Below are 14626 nucleotides of genomic sequence, written 5' to 3'. Positions count from 1 at the left end.
AGGATAAGAAGGACCAAGAGATCGAACAGCAGATGGAGCTGTTGCAGGATTAACTCGAAAATGGCCCCCTTTTAGGGGGCGTCGTGTAAAGCCACCTCCTCAGGAGGTGGTCTTTTACTGCCTGCGAATTATCGGGTGGCTAAGCGAAAATGTTTATTTCGGGTTAACAGAGGAACCGGGTGGTTAACATCGGCAGTCGGATGGTGAAATAACGGCGGTTATTAAACTAAAGAAAGTCATTTTTTATTTACCCTTGCCGCCGGCTGCGGGTATTTTATTTCCTTTAAGGAGAAAACTATGACATGGCGTTATTGTGCCACGGTATCGTTGTTTTTGTTGAGCGGCTGCAGCGCGATCCAGCCAACGTCGACGTCCCCGGACTGGTCTCAGCCTCAGCCGGCCACGCGGGAACAGCGGCAACGCATCATGGCGGGTGAGTCTGCCTCGTCGGTATTGCATGAAGGTAATATCGGTATTGGCGGCACGTTAGATGGGTCGAAAATATTCGATCGTTAAACCGCTAAATATATTCAGCCAAATTAATGCGCGCATTCTGCCGATATTGTCGGAGGGTTTACCTTTCCTGCGTTATTCTGCCGTGGCTTGACCATTCATTGCGTTAGCAGACAATTCGTTTTCCTTATAGGGAACCGCCGGTTTATTTCGGCGTAATCAAAGGAGTTGCCCATGACGAAGAACATGGCCGCGATCTTTCTCTTGCTGTTGCCGCCGCTAAGCCAAAGCGCCGGCGCAGCGCGCTACGACAGGCCGTGCGAAGGGGTGTCGCCGGTGCTGTTTCAAAAGCGCCTGAAAGCGCTGGCGCAGGATCTGCGGCAGGAAATGAGCGAGGAAGCGCCGCCGACAGAGCGCGATGCGGAAGAGCTGGCGCGGTTGGCGGAGTGCGCTATCGAGCCCGGCAAAGCGCCCGTCACCGGGGGGCAGCGCGTCTCCCGTTCAGAGGAAAAGCCGACGGCATCGCCGAACGGTTGCTGAGCCGGCGTGTGCGCAGAGTCAAGCGATGTAATGTCAAAGGAGTCATTGATGAAAAGGATCGTGTTGGCCGGCGTGGCCTTGTGTTGTTCCAGCTTCGCGCAGGCGCGGGTGGATCTGGAATACCATGCGGCGACGCCGAAGGACAGTAAGGTCACCGAGGAGTACCAGAAAAAGCGCGACGCATTGCGCCACAAGGTGTGGAATGTCGATAACCTGACGCTGGCCAACGAGCAGGCAATTGCACGTGAACAGCAACGCGAAGCCGCTGAGACCGCCGAGCGGCAGCAGCGGAACCTGGAACAGCAGCAGAAAAAGCAGCGCTGCCTGCGCAGACACTCGAAAGATCCTCATCCCGAGGCGAAGTGTTACATGCACAACTTCTAACCTTTAACGTCCGGGCGCTTTCTGCGCCCGACGTCGTTTAGGCCGGGCGGCAATGCTCTTTCAGCATGGCGATCGCGTCCGGTTTCAGCTGATACAGATAGACCGGCCGGCCGGTGGCGCCGTACAGAATACGGGTGCCGAGGATGCCGCTTTCCGCCAGATAGATGAGGTACTTGCGGCAGGACACCCGCGAAATGCCAATGGCGTTGGCCAGATTGTCGGTAGAGAATTCGCTGTCGTGCTGTTGTTCGATCCACTCGCACACCGTGCTCAGGGTGATGCTGGTCAGGCCCTTCGGCAGCTTTTTGCTCTCCTGGCCGCCGGGCTGGCGGCGCAACAGGCTGTCGACGTCGGCCTGCGAAAACTCGCGTTGCGCCAAGAGCTGTGACTGTTGCCGGTAGTGGCTCAGCGCCTCCTTGAAGCGGCTGAACTGGAACGGCTTGATCAGATAATCCACCACGCCGTAGTGCAGCGCTTTTTGCACCGTGTTCACGTCGCTGGCGGAGGAGATGATGATCACATCGGTCTTCTCGCCGAGTTCGCGCAGGCCGGGCAGCAGATCCAGCCCGTTCTCCTGCTGCATGTAAATATCCAGCAACACCAGATCGATGCTGACGCTGGCGTCGGCCAGCAGGGCGCGCGCCTGGCTCAGGGTCGCGACCGTCGCCTGGCAGTGAAAACCGCCGACCTGGCTCAGGTAGTATTTGTTCAGCTCCGCCACCATCGGGTCGTCGTCGACAATCAGTACGTTAATCATGGGTTCCGCTCTTGGCCTGATAGGGAAGGTGCACGAAAAATTGGGTCAGCTCGCCCGGTTCGGATTCGAAATCGATGCTGCCGCCCAGTTTCTCCAGATGGCTGCGGATCAGCGCCAGGCCGATGCCGCGTCCCGTTCCCTTGGTGGAAAATCCGTGTTCGAAGATGCGCGAGCCGATCGCCGGATCGATGCCGGGGCCGTCGTCGCTGACGATACAGTGTAATTGATCGTCGTGATGATGGAAGCTCAGGCCGATCTCGTGGCCCTCAACGCCGTCGATGGCGTCGATGGCGTTTTCGATCAGGTTGCCGAGCACGCTGATCAGCACGTGGGTGGTTTCCGCATCGTCGGTTTCCGGCAGCAGGCTGGTTTCCTCGATGGTCAGTTCGATGCCGGCCTCGTGGGCGCGGCTGATCTTGCCGATGAAGAAGCCTGCCACCTCCGGCGAATGGATCTTGCGCAGCAGCGCGCCGATCTCTTCCTGGTAGTTGCTGGCGGTGTTGATGATGTAGTTTTCCAACTGCTGATAGGCCTTCATATGCAGCATGCCGAGTATCACATGCAGCTTGTTCATAAATTCGTGCGACTGCACCCGCAGGGCGTCGGCGTAGTGCGCCATGCCGCTCAGCCGCTGCAGCAGGCGGCTGATCTCGGTCTTGTCGCGGAAGGTGGCGATGGCGCCGGTCACCTGGCCGTTGACGATCACCGGCACGGTATTGGTCAGCAGTTCGCTGCCGTTGAAGCTGATCTGCCGATCGCGCAGCGGTTCGCCGCTGGCCAGCACCTCCGCCAGATGCAGCTGCGCCGGCCAATGCTTGCTGGCGGCTTCCCGCAGCAGGTTTTCCACCGGCCCGCTCTGGCGCAGCAGGCGCTTGGCTTCGTCATTGACGATGGTGATGCGGGATTCATTATCGACCGCGATCACGCCTTCTTTAATCGATTGCAGCATGGCGTTGCGCTGTTCGAACAGGTTGGAGATTTCGTAGGGCTCGAAACCCAGCATGATGCGTTTGAGCGCAGAGACCAGGAAAAAGGTGCCCAGGCTGCCGACCAGGGCGGCGAAGGCGATGGTCCAATAGATGATCCATCGGCTTTCCGCCACCACCCGCTGCACGGTGTCCAGCGCGATGCCGAGCGCCACCACGCCGATTTGTTTTTTCTGATCGTCATACACCGGCACGAACACCCGCAGCGCCGGAGCCAGCGTGCCGCGGTTGATGGCGCTGTTGACGTTGCCTTGCAGCGCGGGCGCCAGATCGTCGCCGATAAAATGCTTGCCGATCAGCCAGGGTTTAGGGTGCGAATAGCGGATGCCCTGCATATCCACCACCACCACGAACAGCAGCTCGTTTTGATGGCGCACCTGCTCGGCGAAGCGCTGAATGGCGCCGCTGTGATCGCGCCGCTGCAGGCCGTCGATCACGGTGTTGGAGAGCGCCAGCGTGTTGGCAACGGCGATGGCTTTCTGCTGCAGCTGATCTTGCCCCTCGCGGCTCATCTGCACGAAAAACAGCGCGAACACCACCAGCAGCACCGAAGCGATGATGGCGGACACCATCAGCGTGATGGAGGTGCTCAGCTTGAGCGGCACCCGTTGTTTTGGCATGGCGGTTCTCCGAATGGCGATATCACGGCGTATTCTAGCGAGGAATGCGGCAAGCTGCAGTTACCGGCAGCAGGTTATAGCACGCTGCCGGGGGGCGGAGGGGTTATTTTAGTTACAAAAGCGGGTTACTGCTGGTGATAGATCTCCAGCGCCTGTTGGCCGCTGGCGCCCTGGTGGATGATCGCCATCAGGGCGCGCACCACCTGCGACGGATTACTGTGTTGATAGACGTTGCGGCCATAGACCATGCCGGAGGCGCCCTGGGCCATCAGCGCGGCGGATTTCTCCAGCACCGGGCCCAGCTCTCCCTTGCCGCCGCCTCGCACCAGCGTCGGGCAGCGCGCCGCTTCCACCACGCGGTGGAAATCTTCCACCCGATCGGTCGGATCGGCCTTGATGATGTCGGCGCCCAGCTCGCGCGCCAGCCGCACCAGCGGCACGATTTTCTCCACGTCACCCAGCGATCCGTAGGCGGCGCCCTGGCCGGCCGGGGCCATCACCAGCGGTTCGATCATCAGCGGCATGGCGTAGCGATCGCAGGCGTGGCGCAGGCGGCCGATGTTTTCTACGCACTGGCGGAAAATGCCGGGTTCATCCGGGATCATATAGAGGTTGACCACCACCGCGGCGGCGTCCATTTGCAGCGCGGCCAGGATCGGCGCTTCCGGGTTGTGCAGCACCGCCCACATTTCGCGGTGGCGTGCGGCGTTATAGGCGTTGCCGACGTCGGTGCGCATCACCAGCGCCGGTTTTTCGCGCTGCGGCGCGCGCTGCAGCAGATCCGCCTGCCCGTAGTTGACCTGAATCGCGTCGGGGCGCGCGGCGATCAGGTTGCCCATCACCCGTTCGATATCTTCCAGCCCGATTAAAAAATCCGGTTCGTTGGCGATGCCGTGATCGATCGCCACATCCAGGCACTTGCCGTTGTTGAACAGGCGGTTCATCCGCACCTTACTGCTGAGCTGCATGTCAGGTCCTCCTGAGATAGGGATATGTCCATTATTGCCGAGTAAGGATGGTCGGGAAACGCGGAAACCGCAAACTGCGCGCCCGCTCGCAGTTTTTGCCGGCGCACGAAAGGGGAACGCTCACGGGCGGCTTTCATTTCATTTGTTAGATCCGTGTCATGTTTTTGTTAATAAGCTATTCCAAAACGCATGTTTCGCTTGTTTGGGTTAAAAAGTTTCAATAGTCTAAATTATGAAATAAACATTTAAAAAAGCGGCGAAGACGCGGCTTGCTCCACCAGGGGTTTATTTCAATTGATTGTTTTTAATCTATTTTGAGATATCGATCACCATTTTGTTCACGGCCTTAATACGGCGATAACGCGGTAATTTCGCCGTATCAAAGGGATAACACCGACCGTATTGTTGTTTGAATGTAAAAAATATTTTTCATTAGCTGTCAACCAACAGACCTCTTCATTCTAACGATTAAAGGGTAACGAACATGAAGCTGAAGAAATTGATCGCCGCCTCGGTACTGATGTGCATGCTGCCGGCCAGCGTGTTGGCGAAAGACATCAAGATCGGCGTTTCCATGGCTTACTTCGATGACAACTTCCTCACCATTCTGCGCCAGTCGATGCAAAGCAAAATGAAGGCCGACGGCAACGTCAGCGGCCAGTTCGAAGACGCCAAGGGCGACATCGCGCAGCAAATTCAACAAATCGAAAACTTCGTCAGCCAGGGCGTCGACGCCATCATCCTCAACCCGGTGGATACCCAGGGCGTCAAGCCGATGATCAAACTGGCCGAGAACGCCAAGATCCCGCTGGTGTTCGTCAACCGCAAGCCGGAAGTGGCGCTCCCGGCCGGCATGGCCTACGTCGGCTCCGATTCCAAGCTGGCCGGCAAACTGCAGATGGAAGCGTTGGCCAAGCTGATGAACGGCAAGGGCAACGTGATGATCCTGATGGGCGAGCTGTCGAGTGAAGCCACGCGGGACCGCACCCGTGGCGTGGAAGAGGTGGCGGCCAACTACCCCGGCATCAAAATAGTCGACAAGCAAACCGCCAAGTTCTTCCGCAAAGAGGCGGTGGACGTCACCACCGACTGGATTTTGTCCGGCCAGCAGATCGACGCCATCGCTTCCAACAATGACGAAATGGCCATCGGCGCTATTTTGGCGCTCAAGCAAGCCAAGAAATCCGGCGTGCTGGTGGCCGGCGTTGACGGCACGCCGGACGCGCTGGAGTTCATCAAGAAGGGCGATCTGGCGCTGAGCGTATTCCAGGACGCCAAAGGCCAGGGCGAGGGCGCGGTGCAGACCGCCGTTCAACTGGTGAAAGGCGAGAAAGTGGAGAGCAACGTGCTGATCCCTTACCAGCTGATCACCCAGGCCAATTACCAGCAATTCGCCGATAAAAACAAGAAATAAGCCTTGAAGCCCGCCGCGGGCGCCGGTGTGGGGCGAGCGCGGCGGAAAACGTGGGTCAGTGCGGAGGTAAGCGGTATGTACCCTTATGTTCTTGAGGCCGAAGGCATCAGCAAGCAGTTCCCCGGCGTCAAAGCGCTGGATAAGGTCTCGATTAAAATCAAACCCGGCAGCGTGCACGCGCTGATGGGGGAAAACGGCGCAGGCAAATCGACGCTGATGAAATGCCTGATCGGCATCTACCACCCGGACGAAGGCTCGATAAAAATCAAAGGCCGGCCGGTCACCTTCAGCGACACGCTGCAGGCGCTGCATTCGGGCATTTCCATGATCCACCAGGAGCTGAACCTGGTGCCTTATATGACGGTAGCGGAAAACATCTGGCTGGGGCGCGAGCCGGCGCGGTTGGGGTTCGTCAACCACGAGCAGCTGAACGAGAACACCCGCGAACTGCTGGCGCGGCTGAACATCAAACTGCAGCCGGACACGCTGGTGGGCGAACTGAGCATCGCCAACCAGCAGATGGTGGAGATCGCCAAGGCGGTGTCCTACAACGCTGACGTATTGATCATGGACGAACCGACCTCGGCGCTGACCGAAGGTGAAGTGGTGCATCTGTTCGCCATCATCCGCGAACTGCGCGAGCAGGGCAAAGGCATTATCTATATCAGCCACAAGATGGACGAGATCTTCGCCATCACCGACGAAGTGAGCATTTTCCGCGACGGCACTTTCATCGCCTGCGACAAGACCGAAAATCTGACCAAGCAGTCGCTGATCACCATGATGGTGGGGCGTGAACTGACGCAGATGTTCCCCAAATTCAACAACAATATCGGCGAGGAAGTGCTGCGGGTGGCGGGGCTGCGCCGCAGCGGCTGGTTCCACGACGTGTCGTTCAGCGTCAAACGCGGCGAGATCCTCGGCGTCGCCGGGCTGGTGGGCGCCGGGCGCAGCGAAGTGATGGAAAGCCTATTCGGCATGCACCCGGCGGACGGCGGCGAGATCTTTATCGAGGGCCAGGCGGTGAAGGTCGATTCCCCGGCGAAGGCGATCGAGAGCGGGTTGGCCTTCCTCACCGAAGACCGCAAAAAATCCGGCCTGTTTTTGGTGCTGTCGGTGGTCGAGAACATGAGCATCGTCAACCTGTCGGAATACATCGGCAAGAACGGTTTCGTCAGCCACGTGCAGATGGCCAAAGACTGCATGGATCAGATCAAAAAGCTCAACATCAAAACGCCGACCATGGATCAGATCATCAATAACCTCAGCGGCGGCAACCAACAGAAGGTGCTGATTGCGCGCTGGCTGCTGGCGCAGCCGAAAATCCTGATCCTCGACGAACCGACGCGCGGCATCGACGTGGGAGCCAAAGCGGAAATCTACCGCCTGATCAGCGAGCTGGCCAACCGCGGTGTCGCCATCATTCTGGTCTCCTCCGAGCTGCCGGAGATCCTCGGCATGAGCGACCGGGTGATGGTGATGCACGGCGGCCGCATCACCGGCATTTTGGACAAAGACGACGCGGACCAGGAAAAGATCCTGGCACTGGCCTCAGAATAACGAAGGGTGAACATCATGAGTAACGTAAAGATTGAGAAGCCGCTCTCCGCCGATTCAACGAGCAAGGGAACGCTGTTCTCCGGGCTGAGCGGCAAAATGCCGAAGGATACCGGCATCTTCATCGTGATGCTCGGCATCGCGCTGGTCTTCGAAATCCTCGGCTGGTACATGCGCGATCAGTCGTTCCTGCTGAACCCGAACCGCCTGCTGCTGATCGTGCTGCAGGTGGCGATCATCGGCATCATCGCGGTGGGCGTCACCCAGGTGATCATCACCACCGGCATCGATCTCTCCTCCGGTTCGCTGATTGCGCTGACTGCGGTGGTGGCGGCCAGCCTGGCGCAGACCTCGGACAGCATTTCGCCGATGTACCCGGGGCTGCTCGATCTGCCGGCGGCGATCCCGATCGGCGCGGGGATTGGGGTGGGCATTGTCTGCGGCTTTATCAACGGCTTCCTGATCACCCGCACCGGCATTCCGCCGTTCATCGCTACGCTGGGGATGATGGTATCGGCGCGCGGTCTGGCGCAGTACTACACCAAGGGTAACCCGGTCAGCTTCCTGTCGGACGGTTTCACGTCAATCGGCCAGGGCGCGATGCCGGTGATCATCTTCCTGGTGATTGCGGTGATCTTCCATATCGCGCTCAAACACACCCGCTATGGCAAATACATCTACGCCATCGGCGGCAACATGACCTCGGCGCGGGTGTCCGGCATCAACGTCAACAAATATCTGGTGACGGTTTACACCATCGCCGGCGGGTTGGCGGGACTGGCGGGCGTGGTGCTGGCGGCGCGCGTCAGCAGCGGCCAGTCGAGTATGGGGATGTCGTACGAGCTGGACGCCATCGCCGCGGCGGTGATCGGCGGCAGCAGCCTGATGGGCGGCGTCGGGCGCATCACCGGCACGCTGATCGGCGCGGTGATCCTCGGCCTGATCAAAAGCGGCTTCACCTTTATCGGCGTTGATTCTTACATTCAGGACATCATCAAAGGCGTGATTATCGTCGCCGCCGTGTCGATCGACATGCGTCGCAACCGCAAGAAACACTGATTGCCGTGAATTGCCGCCGGCGCCAGGGTTGGCCGGCGGTGTTTTTTTACCGGGGGGCACATCATGAATTACCTGAAAGGGCTGTGGCTGGCGGTGGCGCTGTGTGCGTCCACCCCGGCATGGGCGCAAACCATCGGCGTATCGATGGCCTATTTCGACCAGAACTTCCTCACCATTATCCGCCAGGCGATCGACAAGGAGGCCAAGGCGCGCGGCATTACCGTGCAGTTCGAGGACGCGCGCGGCGACGTCGGCCGCCAGACCGACCAGGTGCAGAGTTTTATCAGCGCCGGGGTGGACGCGATTATCGTCGATCCGGTCAACTCGGCCAGCACGCCGGTAATGACCAAAATGGTGCAGGCCGCCGGCGTGCCGCTGGTGTACGTGAACCGCACGCCGGGCGACGCCAAACTGCCTCAGGGCGTGGTGTTCGTCGGCTCCGACGAGCGGGAGTCCGGCACGTTGCAAATGGAGGAGTTGGCGCGGCTGGCCAACTATCAGGGCAACGTGGCGGTGATGATCGGCAACCTGACCGACGCCGGCGCGTTGCAGCGCACCAAAGACGTGGAGCAGGTGGTGGCCAAATACCCGAACATGAAGGTGGTGCAGAAGCAGAGCGCCAACTATTCACGCAGTGAAGGCATGGATCTGATGATGAACTGGCTGACCAACGGCGAAGCGATCGATATCGTCGCCGCCAACAACGACGAGATGGCGATCGGCGCGATCATGGCGCTGCAGCAGGCGGGCAAGGCGGACAAGAAAGTGCTGATCGGCGGCATCGACGCCACGCCGGACGGCCTCAAGGCGCTGGCCTCCGGCAAGATGCAGGTCACGGTGTTCCAGGACGCGATCGGCCAGGGTAAGGCCTCGGTCGAGGTGGCGCAGCGCATGATCAACGGCGAAAAGCTTGAGCCGTATTACTGGATCCCGTTCGAGCTGGTGACGCCGGCCAATCAGGATAAATACGCGGCCAAACCGTGAGTTCGCCGTCGGATCCGCGTTGCCGGGGCGCTGCTTGCAGCGCCTTTTTTATTGCGCCAATTGCATGTCCGCTTGCGGCCAGCGCGGCGTCGAACCTTGCCTCACACTGAGGATCTTTAAACAACGTGAGGATGAGCGATGAACGCATTAAACGGCAAGGTGGCGGTGATCGGCGGCGCCAGTTCGGGGATCGGCAAAGCGGCGGCGCTGCTGTTCGCCCGGCAGGGGGCGGCGCTGGTGTTGGGCGCCCGGCGCGCGCCGCTGTTGGCCGAGCTGGTGGAGGACATTCGGCGCGAGGGCGGCCGGGCATTGGCGGTGGCGGGTGACGTGCGCAACGAAGCCTTCGCCGAACGGCTGACGGCGACGGCGGTCGACGAATTCGGCGGCCTGGATATCGCCTTCAACAACGCCGGCACGTTGGGGCCGCTGGGGCCGTCGCTGGCGCTCAGCGCGTCAGAATGGCGCGAGGTGCTGGAAACTAACCTGTCCAGCGCCTATTACGGCGCCAGGCATCAAATTCCCGCCATGCTGGCGCGCGGCGCGGGCTCGGTGATCTTCACCTCCACGTTCGTCGGCCACACCGCGGCGTTTCCCGGCACGGCGGCCTATGCGGCCGGCAAATCGGGGCTGATCGGCCTGACGCAGGCGCTGGCGGTGGAGTTTGGCGGGCGCGGCATTCGGGTGAACGCGCTGCTGCCGGGAGGCACCGATACGGCGATGGGGCGGCAGATGAGCAATACCCCGGAAGCCTTGGCGCAGGTGGCCGACCTGCACGCGCTGAAGCGGCTGGCGATGCCGGAGGAGATCGCGCAGGCGGCGCTGTATTTGGCGTCTGACGCTTCCTCGTTTGTCACCGGCACCGCGATGCTGGTGGACGGCGGCGTGTCCATTCAGCGCGGCTGAGGTTGGCATGGCCCGTGGTTAGGCGCCACGGGCATACGGGAGAGCGTTACCAGCCTTTGACGGCGTCGCCCTTGTAGATGTCGGCGGCGCTGGCCGCCACTTCGTCGGTCTGATAGGCCTTGACCAGATCCTTCACTTTCTCGCTGTCTTTGTTGTCGATGCGGCTGGCGAAGATGTTGACGTACGGCGAGTTTTTGTCTTCGACAAACAGCCCGTCCTTGGCCGGCGACAGGCCGATCTGGCTGGAATAGTTGGTGTTGATGATCGCCAGCGTCACCTGTTGGTCGTCCAGCGCGCGCGGCAGCTGCGGCGCTTCAATCTCGACGATCTTCAGCTTTTTCGGGTTGCTGACGATATCCAGCGCGGTCGGCAGCAGGCCGACGCCGTCTTTCAGGGTAATCAGCCCCTGTTTTTGCAACAGCAACAGCGAGCGGCCCAGGTTGGTCGGATCGTTCGGCACCGCCACCTGCGCGCCGTCCGGCAGCTGGCTGAGTGCGGTTATCTTCTTCGAATACCCGGCGATCGGGTAGACGAAGGTGTTGCCCACCGCCGCCAGTTTGTAGCCGCGCTCCTGCATCTGCTTGTCCAGATACGGCTTGTGCTGGAAGGCGTTGACGTCCAGATCGCCGTTGTTCAGCGCTTCGTTCGGCAGCACGTAGTCGTTGAAGGTCACCACCTCCACGTCCAGATCGTATTTCTGCTTGGCGACCTTTTGCACCACCGCCCACAGCGACTGATCGATACCGGCGCTGATGCCGACCTTGATGTGGTGATCGTCCTGTGCCGTTGGGCCGCAGGCGGTCAGCAGCAGCGTGCCGGCGGCGGCCAGCGCCAGGGTGAGGTTTTTCGGCGTAAATGTCATTTTCCCAGGGTCCTTGTCAACATTGCCTGCTAATTTTGGCGGGCAGAATAGTGGCAGTGACTGTAGGTAATCGCTGGGCTAAAACAAAATACTGATTCACTATGACTCATAGCGATTAGCTATGAGCGGCCGCGGCCTGGTGCGGAGCGGATTGTTTTGACGGCGAATCGGCGGGCTTATTATGATAGCCGTTGGCCCGCGAGGGCAGACTGGGTACTGAAACGAAGGAAAAGACAATGCGATTGAACACTTGGAGCAAGGCGCTGCTGCCGCTGGTGGTGTTGGCCTGCGTCTCGGCGACTCAGGTTCGGGCGGCGGAAAGCGATACCGGGCCGATCCCCAAACAGCTGCTGGGCAACTGGCGCGTCAGCAAGATCGTGCCGACCCAGACCACCGGCTGCTGGGATCAACAGCAGGCGCAGAGCCTGATCGGCGGTAAAATCAGCTACAAAGCGGATGCGTTCAGCTGGAACGGCACGGCGCTGAAAAGCGAAGGGGCCACCGTCAGCACCGTAGAAGCGCAGGAGTTTGTCGAGGACAATGCCGGCAGCAGCTCCTACATCGATTTCCCGATGCTGGGCATCAGCACGCCGTCGGTCGAGCGCGTGGCCATTCAGCACGCGGATACCGCCATCAAAGGCATCACCGATCAGGGCACCGATGGGGTGCCCGGCGATAACGTGCTGGTGAAAGATGCCAACACGCTGATCCTGTCGTTGTGCAACGTCTGGTTTGAGGCGCAGCGCGAGAAATAATTTTTTGCCTTCAGCCCCGGCGACGGGGCTCTTTCCCACTGCATCACCTCCCGCCACGAGCGCCATTTCTGAACTAAAATTAATCATAACGATATGACCCCGGCGTGATATCGGAGCCTCGGCTCAACCGAGTCCATGACAGGAGGCGCTATGTGTTACCACCATATTGTCATCGCCACCGATCTGAGCGATGACGGCAAACGGCTGGTCGAAAAGGGGGCGTTGCTGGCGGAGGCGCTGCAGGCCAAACTCTCGCTGATCTATGTGGACGTCCACTACGACACCTACCACGCGGCGATCGGCTTTTCGGAGCGCAGTTATGACGGCGTGCCGTTCGAAGAGAAGATCCGCAAAGAGCTGGAACCCACCACGCAAAACGTCAATTATCCGATCGCGGAAGTGATTATCGGGCGCGGCGGCTTCGTTGACGAACTGCGCACGGCGGTCGTGGACAAGAACATCGATCTTCTGGTGTTCGGCCATCACCACGATCTGTGGAGCAACCTGTTTTCTTCTACCCGCAACGCCATCAACCAGCTGAATATCGACGTGCTGGTGATCCCGATCCGTTCGTAAGCGCGATTTGCCGGCGATCATTCTTCATCATTCACTCCGCGCCGCGGCGCGGAGTTTTCTCGAGGCAAAAATTTGCCTTGTTTGCTTGCATAATACATAAGTGAATACTAATGTGTTTGTATGAACGAAAATGACATCTTCAAGGCGTTGGCCGATCCGACCCGCCGCAGCATCTTCGACAAACTCGCTGTCGCTAGCATGAACGCCAGTGCGTTGCGCGAAGGGCTGCCTATCAGCCAGTCGGCGATGTCGCAACACCTGGCGGTGCTGCGCAACGCCGGACTGGTACGCGAGACGAGGCAGGGGCGCTGCGTCAATTACCAGGTCGACCCGGAAGGGCTGGCGCAGATCGCCCAGTGGCTGGCGAAGTACCGCGCCTACTGGCCGGCGCGCATCGACGCGCTGCAAACTTTGCTGAAGGACATGGATCAATGAACAAACAGGCTGAGCGGCCGCCGCGCGACCGGCTGGTGTTGGAATATTCGCTCGAGGCGCCGCCGGAAAAAGTGTGGCGGGCGCTCAGCGTTCCCGAATTGCGCGAGCAGTGGCTGCCGACGGGGGATCTGGCGCAGGCCGAGCCGCTGGCCGCCACGCCGGGTGAGGCGGTGAGCTATCGCCTGCGCGATGACCAACCGCCGTTTCTCGAAAGCGTCGTCACCCTGCAGATCGTGCCGGACGCCGGCGGCGGCAGCCTGCTGCGGATTATCCACCAGCTCGATGCCGCCAACGATGGCCCGCCGACGGTGATGCGCGCCGCCTGACGCGTTAAACACATTTCTCTTTGTTGCCAACCCAGGAGTTCACCGATGCGTGAGAAGATGATGCTCGTCCCGATGGTGGTGGAACAGACCAGCCGGGGAGAACGTTCCTTTGATATTTATTCGCGCCTGCTGCGCGATCGGATAGTGTTCCTTAACGGCGAAGTCAACGACGACGTGGCCGAAATGCTGTGTGCCCAACTGCTGTTTCTGGAGGCGGAAAACCCGGAAAAACCCATCCATCTTTATATCAACTCGCCGGGCGGGGTGATCACCAGCGGGCTGGCGATTTACGACACCATGCAGTATATCCGCGCCCCGGTGCATACGCTGTGCATGGGCACCGCGCGCTCGATGGGCTCGTTCCTGCTGATGGCCGGCGAATCGGGGCACCGCATGGCGCTGCCTAATGCCAGCCTGCACGTGCACCAGCCGCTGGGCGGCTTTCAGGGGCAGGCCTCCGACATCTTGATCCACGCCGAAGAGATGAAGCGCACCAAAGACACGGTGATTCGGTTGTATGCCCAACATTGCGGCCTAAGCTATGAAGAGGTGGAGCGGGTGTTGGATCGCGATCGCTTTATGACCGCCGACGAAGCGGCGGCCTGGGGGCTGATCGATCGGGTGCTGCGGGCGCGGTGAGTGTCGGCCCCGATAGCTGAATGAAGGGGGCAATATCATTGGTAGGTGAGCGCCGTTGAGGTGGTCCAGCCTCGCTGACCGGCACATTCGCCGATAATGATGGCGATCTCTTTCCTTTCTGCATTGCCGATGTTCATTGCAGCGCTTTTACCCGTCAATGTGACCTGTGTGCCGGCGATGAGCTGGCAAATATGTTTGGTGGGCTCCAACAAGTTATCCATATTGGGTTGAGTAATTAATGGCATCGGGCCGCTTCAGCACTAGCTGAGGCGCCTTTTAACCGGGTGTGTTGGTGATGGTGATATTTTCGCAATTATTTCCAATCGTCGTATTCGCACTGCCATTAACGAACTGACTGCGTGTTTCCATTGAAGATGAAAAGGCAGAATAACCAGCGAAGAGGGTATC

General features: G+C 59.8%; 18 protein-coding genes. 13 read left to right on the top strand and 5 right to left on the bottom strand.

Annotated features, from left to right (window positions below; all coding sequences use genetic code 11):
• Positions 1-297 precede the first annotated feature (297 nt).
• The 3 genes from ACJ8OK_RS21540 (at position 298) to ACJ8OK_RS21530 (ending at position 1377) form a co-directional block, all read left to right on the top strand.
• Entirely contained in the window at positions 298-516 is a 219-nt protein-coding gene (locus ACJ8OK_RS21540; RefSeq protein ID WP_015377541.1) for a hypothetical protein, read from the top strand.
• A 171-nt stretch (positions 517-687) separates the two neighbouring features.
• On the top strand, positions 688-993 hold the full coding sequence (locus ACJ8OK_RS21535) for a hypothetical protein (protein WP_004940954.1): 306 nt from the start codon (positions 688-690) through the stop codon (positions 991-993).
• A 48-nt stretch (positions 994-1041) separates the two neighbouring features.
• On the top strand, positions 1042-1377 hold the full coding sequence (locus tag ACJ8OK_RS21530; protein WP_033633329.1) for a hypothetical protein: 336 nt from the start codon (positions 1042-1044) through the stop codon (positions 1375-1377).
• A 37-nt stretch (positions 1378-1414) separates the two neighbouring features.
• On the opposite strand, the gene dcuR is transcribed toward ACJ8OK_RS21530, so the two are convergent.
• The 3 genes from dcuR to ACJ8OK_RS21515 form a co-directional block, all read right to left on the bottom strand.
• Entirely contained in the window at positions 1415-2134 is a 720-nt protein-coding gene (gene dcuR / locus ACJ8OK_RS21525) for a two-component system response regulator DcuR (protein WP_004940959.1), read from the bottom strand.
• Entirely contained in the window at positions 2127-3740 is a 1614-nt protein-coding gene (locus ACJ8OK_RS21520; RefSeq protein WP_442531013.1) for a sensor histidine kinase, read from the bottom strand. The genes dcuR and ACJ8OK_RS21520 overlap by 8 nt, the downstream gene beginning before the upstream one ends.
• Before the next feature lie 125 nt (positions 3741-3865).
• A complete protein-coding gene (locus ACJ8OK_RS21515) occupies positions 3866-4708 on the bottom strand; it encodes a class I fructose-bisphosphate aldolase (protein ID WP_015377543.1) in 843 nt (280 codons plus the stop codon).
• Positions 4709-5192: 484 nt separating this feature from the next.
• Between ACJ8OK_RS21515 and ACJ8OK_RS21510 the strand changes: the two genes are divergently transcribed.
• From ACJ8OK_RS21510 to ACJ8OK_RS21490, 5 genes are all read left to right on the top strand, one after another.
• On the top strand, positions 5193-6122 hold the full coding sequence (locus tag ACJ8OK_RS21510; RefSeq protein ID WP_016928128.1) for a sugar ABC transporter substrate-binding protein: 930 nt from the start codon (positions 5193-5195) through the stop codon (positions 6120-6122).
• 75 nt (positions 6123-6197) lie between these two features.
• Positions 6198-7682 carry a sugar ABC transporter ATP-binding protein gene (locus tag ACJ8OK_RS21505; protein WP_004940975.1) on the top strand — a complete coding sequence of 495 codons (1485 nt, stop codon included), beginning with the start codon at positions 6198-6200 and terminating at the stop codon, positions 7680-7682.
• Between the two features lie 15 nt (positions 7683-7697).
• Positions 7698-8738 carry an ABC transporter permease gene (locus ACJ8OK_RS21500; protein ID WP_004940978.1) on the top strand — a complete coding sequence of 347 codons (1041 nt, stop codon included), beginning with the start codon at positions 7698-7700 and terminating at the stop codon, positions 8736-8738.
• Between the two features lie 63 nt (positions 8739-8801).
• The gene (locus ACJ8OK_RS21495; RefSeq protein ID WP_442531012.1) at positions 8802-9722 is read left to right on the top strand and encodes a sugar ABC transporter substrate-binding protein; all 921 of its coding nucleotides are present in this window, start codon (positions 8802-8804) and stop codon (positions 9720-9722) included.
• 138 nt (positions 9723-9860) lie between these two features.
• Entirely contained in the window at positions 9861-10625 is a 765-nt protein-coding gene (locus ACJ8OK_RS21490; protein ID WP_442531010.1) for an SDR family oxidoreductase, read from the top strand.
• A gap of 46 nt (positions 10626-10671) precedes the next feature.
• On the opposite strand, the gene metQ is transcribed toward ACJ8OK_RS21490, so the two are convergent.
• The gene (gene metQ / locus ACJ8OK_RS21485; protein ID WP_085336335.1) at positions 10672-11487 is read right to left on the bottom strand and encodes a methionine ABC transporter substrate-binding lipoprotein MetQ; all 816 of its coding nucleotides are present in this window, start codon (positions 11485-11487) and stop codon (positions 10672-10674) included.
• Between the two features lie 236 nt (positions 11488-11723).
• On the opposite strand from metQ, the gene ACJ8OK_RS21480 reads away from it, so the two are divergent.
• The 5 genes from ACJ8OK_RS21480 to ACJ8OK_RS21460 all read left to right on the top strand — a co-directional run bounded on the left by ACJ8OK_RS21480 (position 11724) and on the right by ACJ8OK_RS21460 (position 14218).
• Complete coding sequence (locus ACJ8OK_RS21480) at positions 11724-12242, top strand: hypothetical protein (RefSeq protein ID WP_015377547.1); 519 nt, start codon at positions 11724-11726, stop codon at positions 12240-12242.
• Between the two features lie 150 nt (positions 12243-12392).
• Complete coding sequence (locus ACJ8OK_RS21475; RefSeq protein WP_015377548.1) at positions 12393-12818, top strand: universal stress protein; 426 nt, start codon at positions 12393-12395, stop codon at positions 12816-12818.
• 120 nt (positions 12819-12938) lie between these two features.
• Positions 12939-13253: an ArsR/SmtB family transcription factor gene (locus ACJ8OK_RS21470; protein WP_004941008.1), complete on the top strand. Its 315-nt coding sequence runs from the start codon at positions 12939-12941 to the stop codon at positions 13251-13253.
• Positions 13250-13579, top strand: a complete 330-nt coding sequence (locus tag ACJ8OK_RS21465) for an SRPBCC family protein (RefSeq protein WP_015377555.1) — start codon at positions 13250-13252, stop codon at positions 13577-13579. The genes ACJ8OK_RS21470 and ACJ8OK_RS21465 overlap by 4 nt, the downstream gene beginning before the upstream one ends.
• 45 nt (positions 13580-13624) lie before the next feature.
• Positions 13625-14218: an ATP-dependent Clp protease proteolytic subunit gene (locus ACJ8OK_RS21460; protein WP_015377556.1), complete on the top strand. Its 594-nt coding sequence runs from the start codon at positions 13625-13627 to the stop codon at positions 14216-14218.
• Between the two features lie 35 nt (positions 14219-14253).
• On the opposite strand, the gene ACJ8OK_RS21455 is transcribed toward ACJ8OK_RS21460, so the two are convergent.
• Positions 14254-14463, bottom strand: a complete 210-nt coding sequence (locus ACJ8OK_RS21455; RefSeq protein WP_235363105.1) for a hypothetical protein — start codon at positions 14461-14463, stop codon at positions 14254-14256.
• Positions 14464-14626: the final 163 nt, after the last annotated feature.

It is taken from the genome of Serratia sp. CY71090, from assembly GCF_052166845.1.
Classification (GTDB): domain Bacteria; phylum Pseudomonadota; class Gammaproteobacteria; order Enterobacterales; family Enterobacteriaceae; genus Serratia; species Serratia nematodiphila.
The sequence above is the reverse complement of the archived record's forward strand: the minus strand, read 5'-3'. Positions and strand labels throughout refer to the sequence as shown.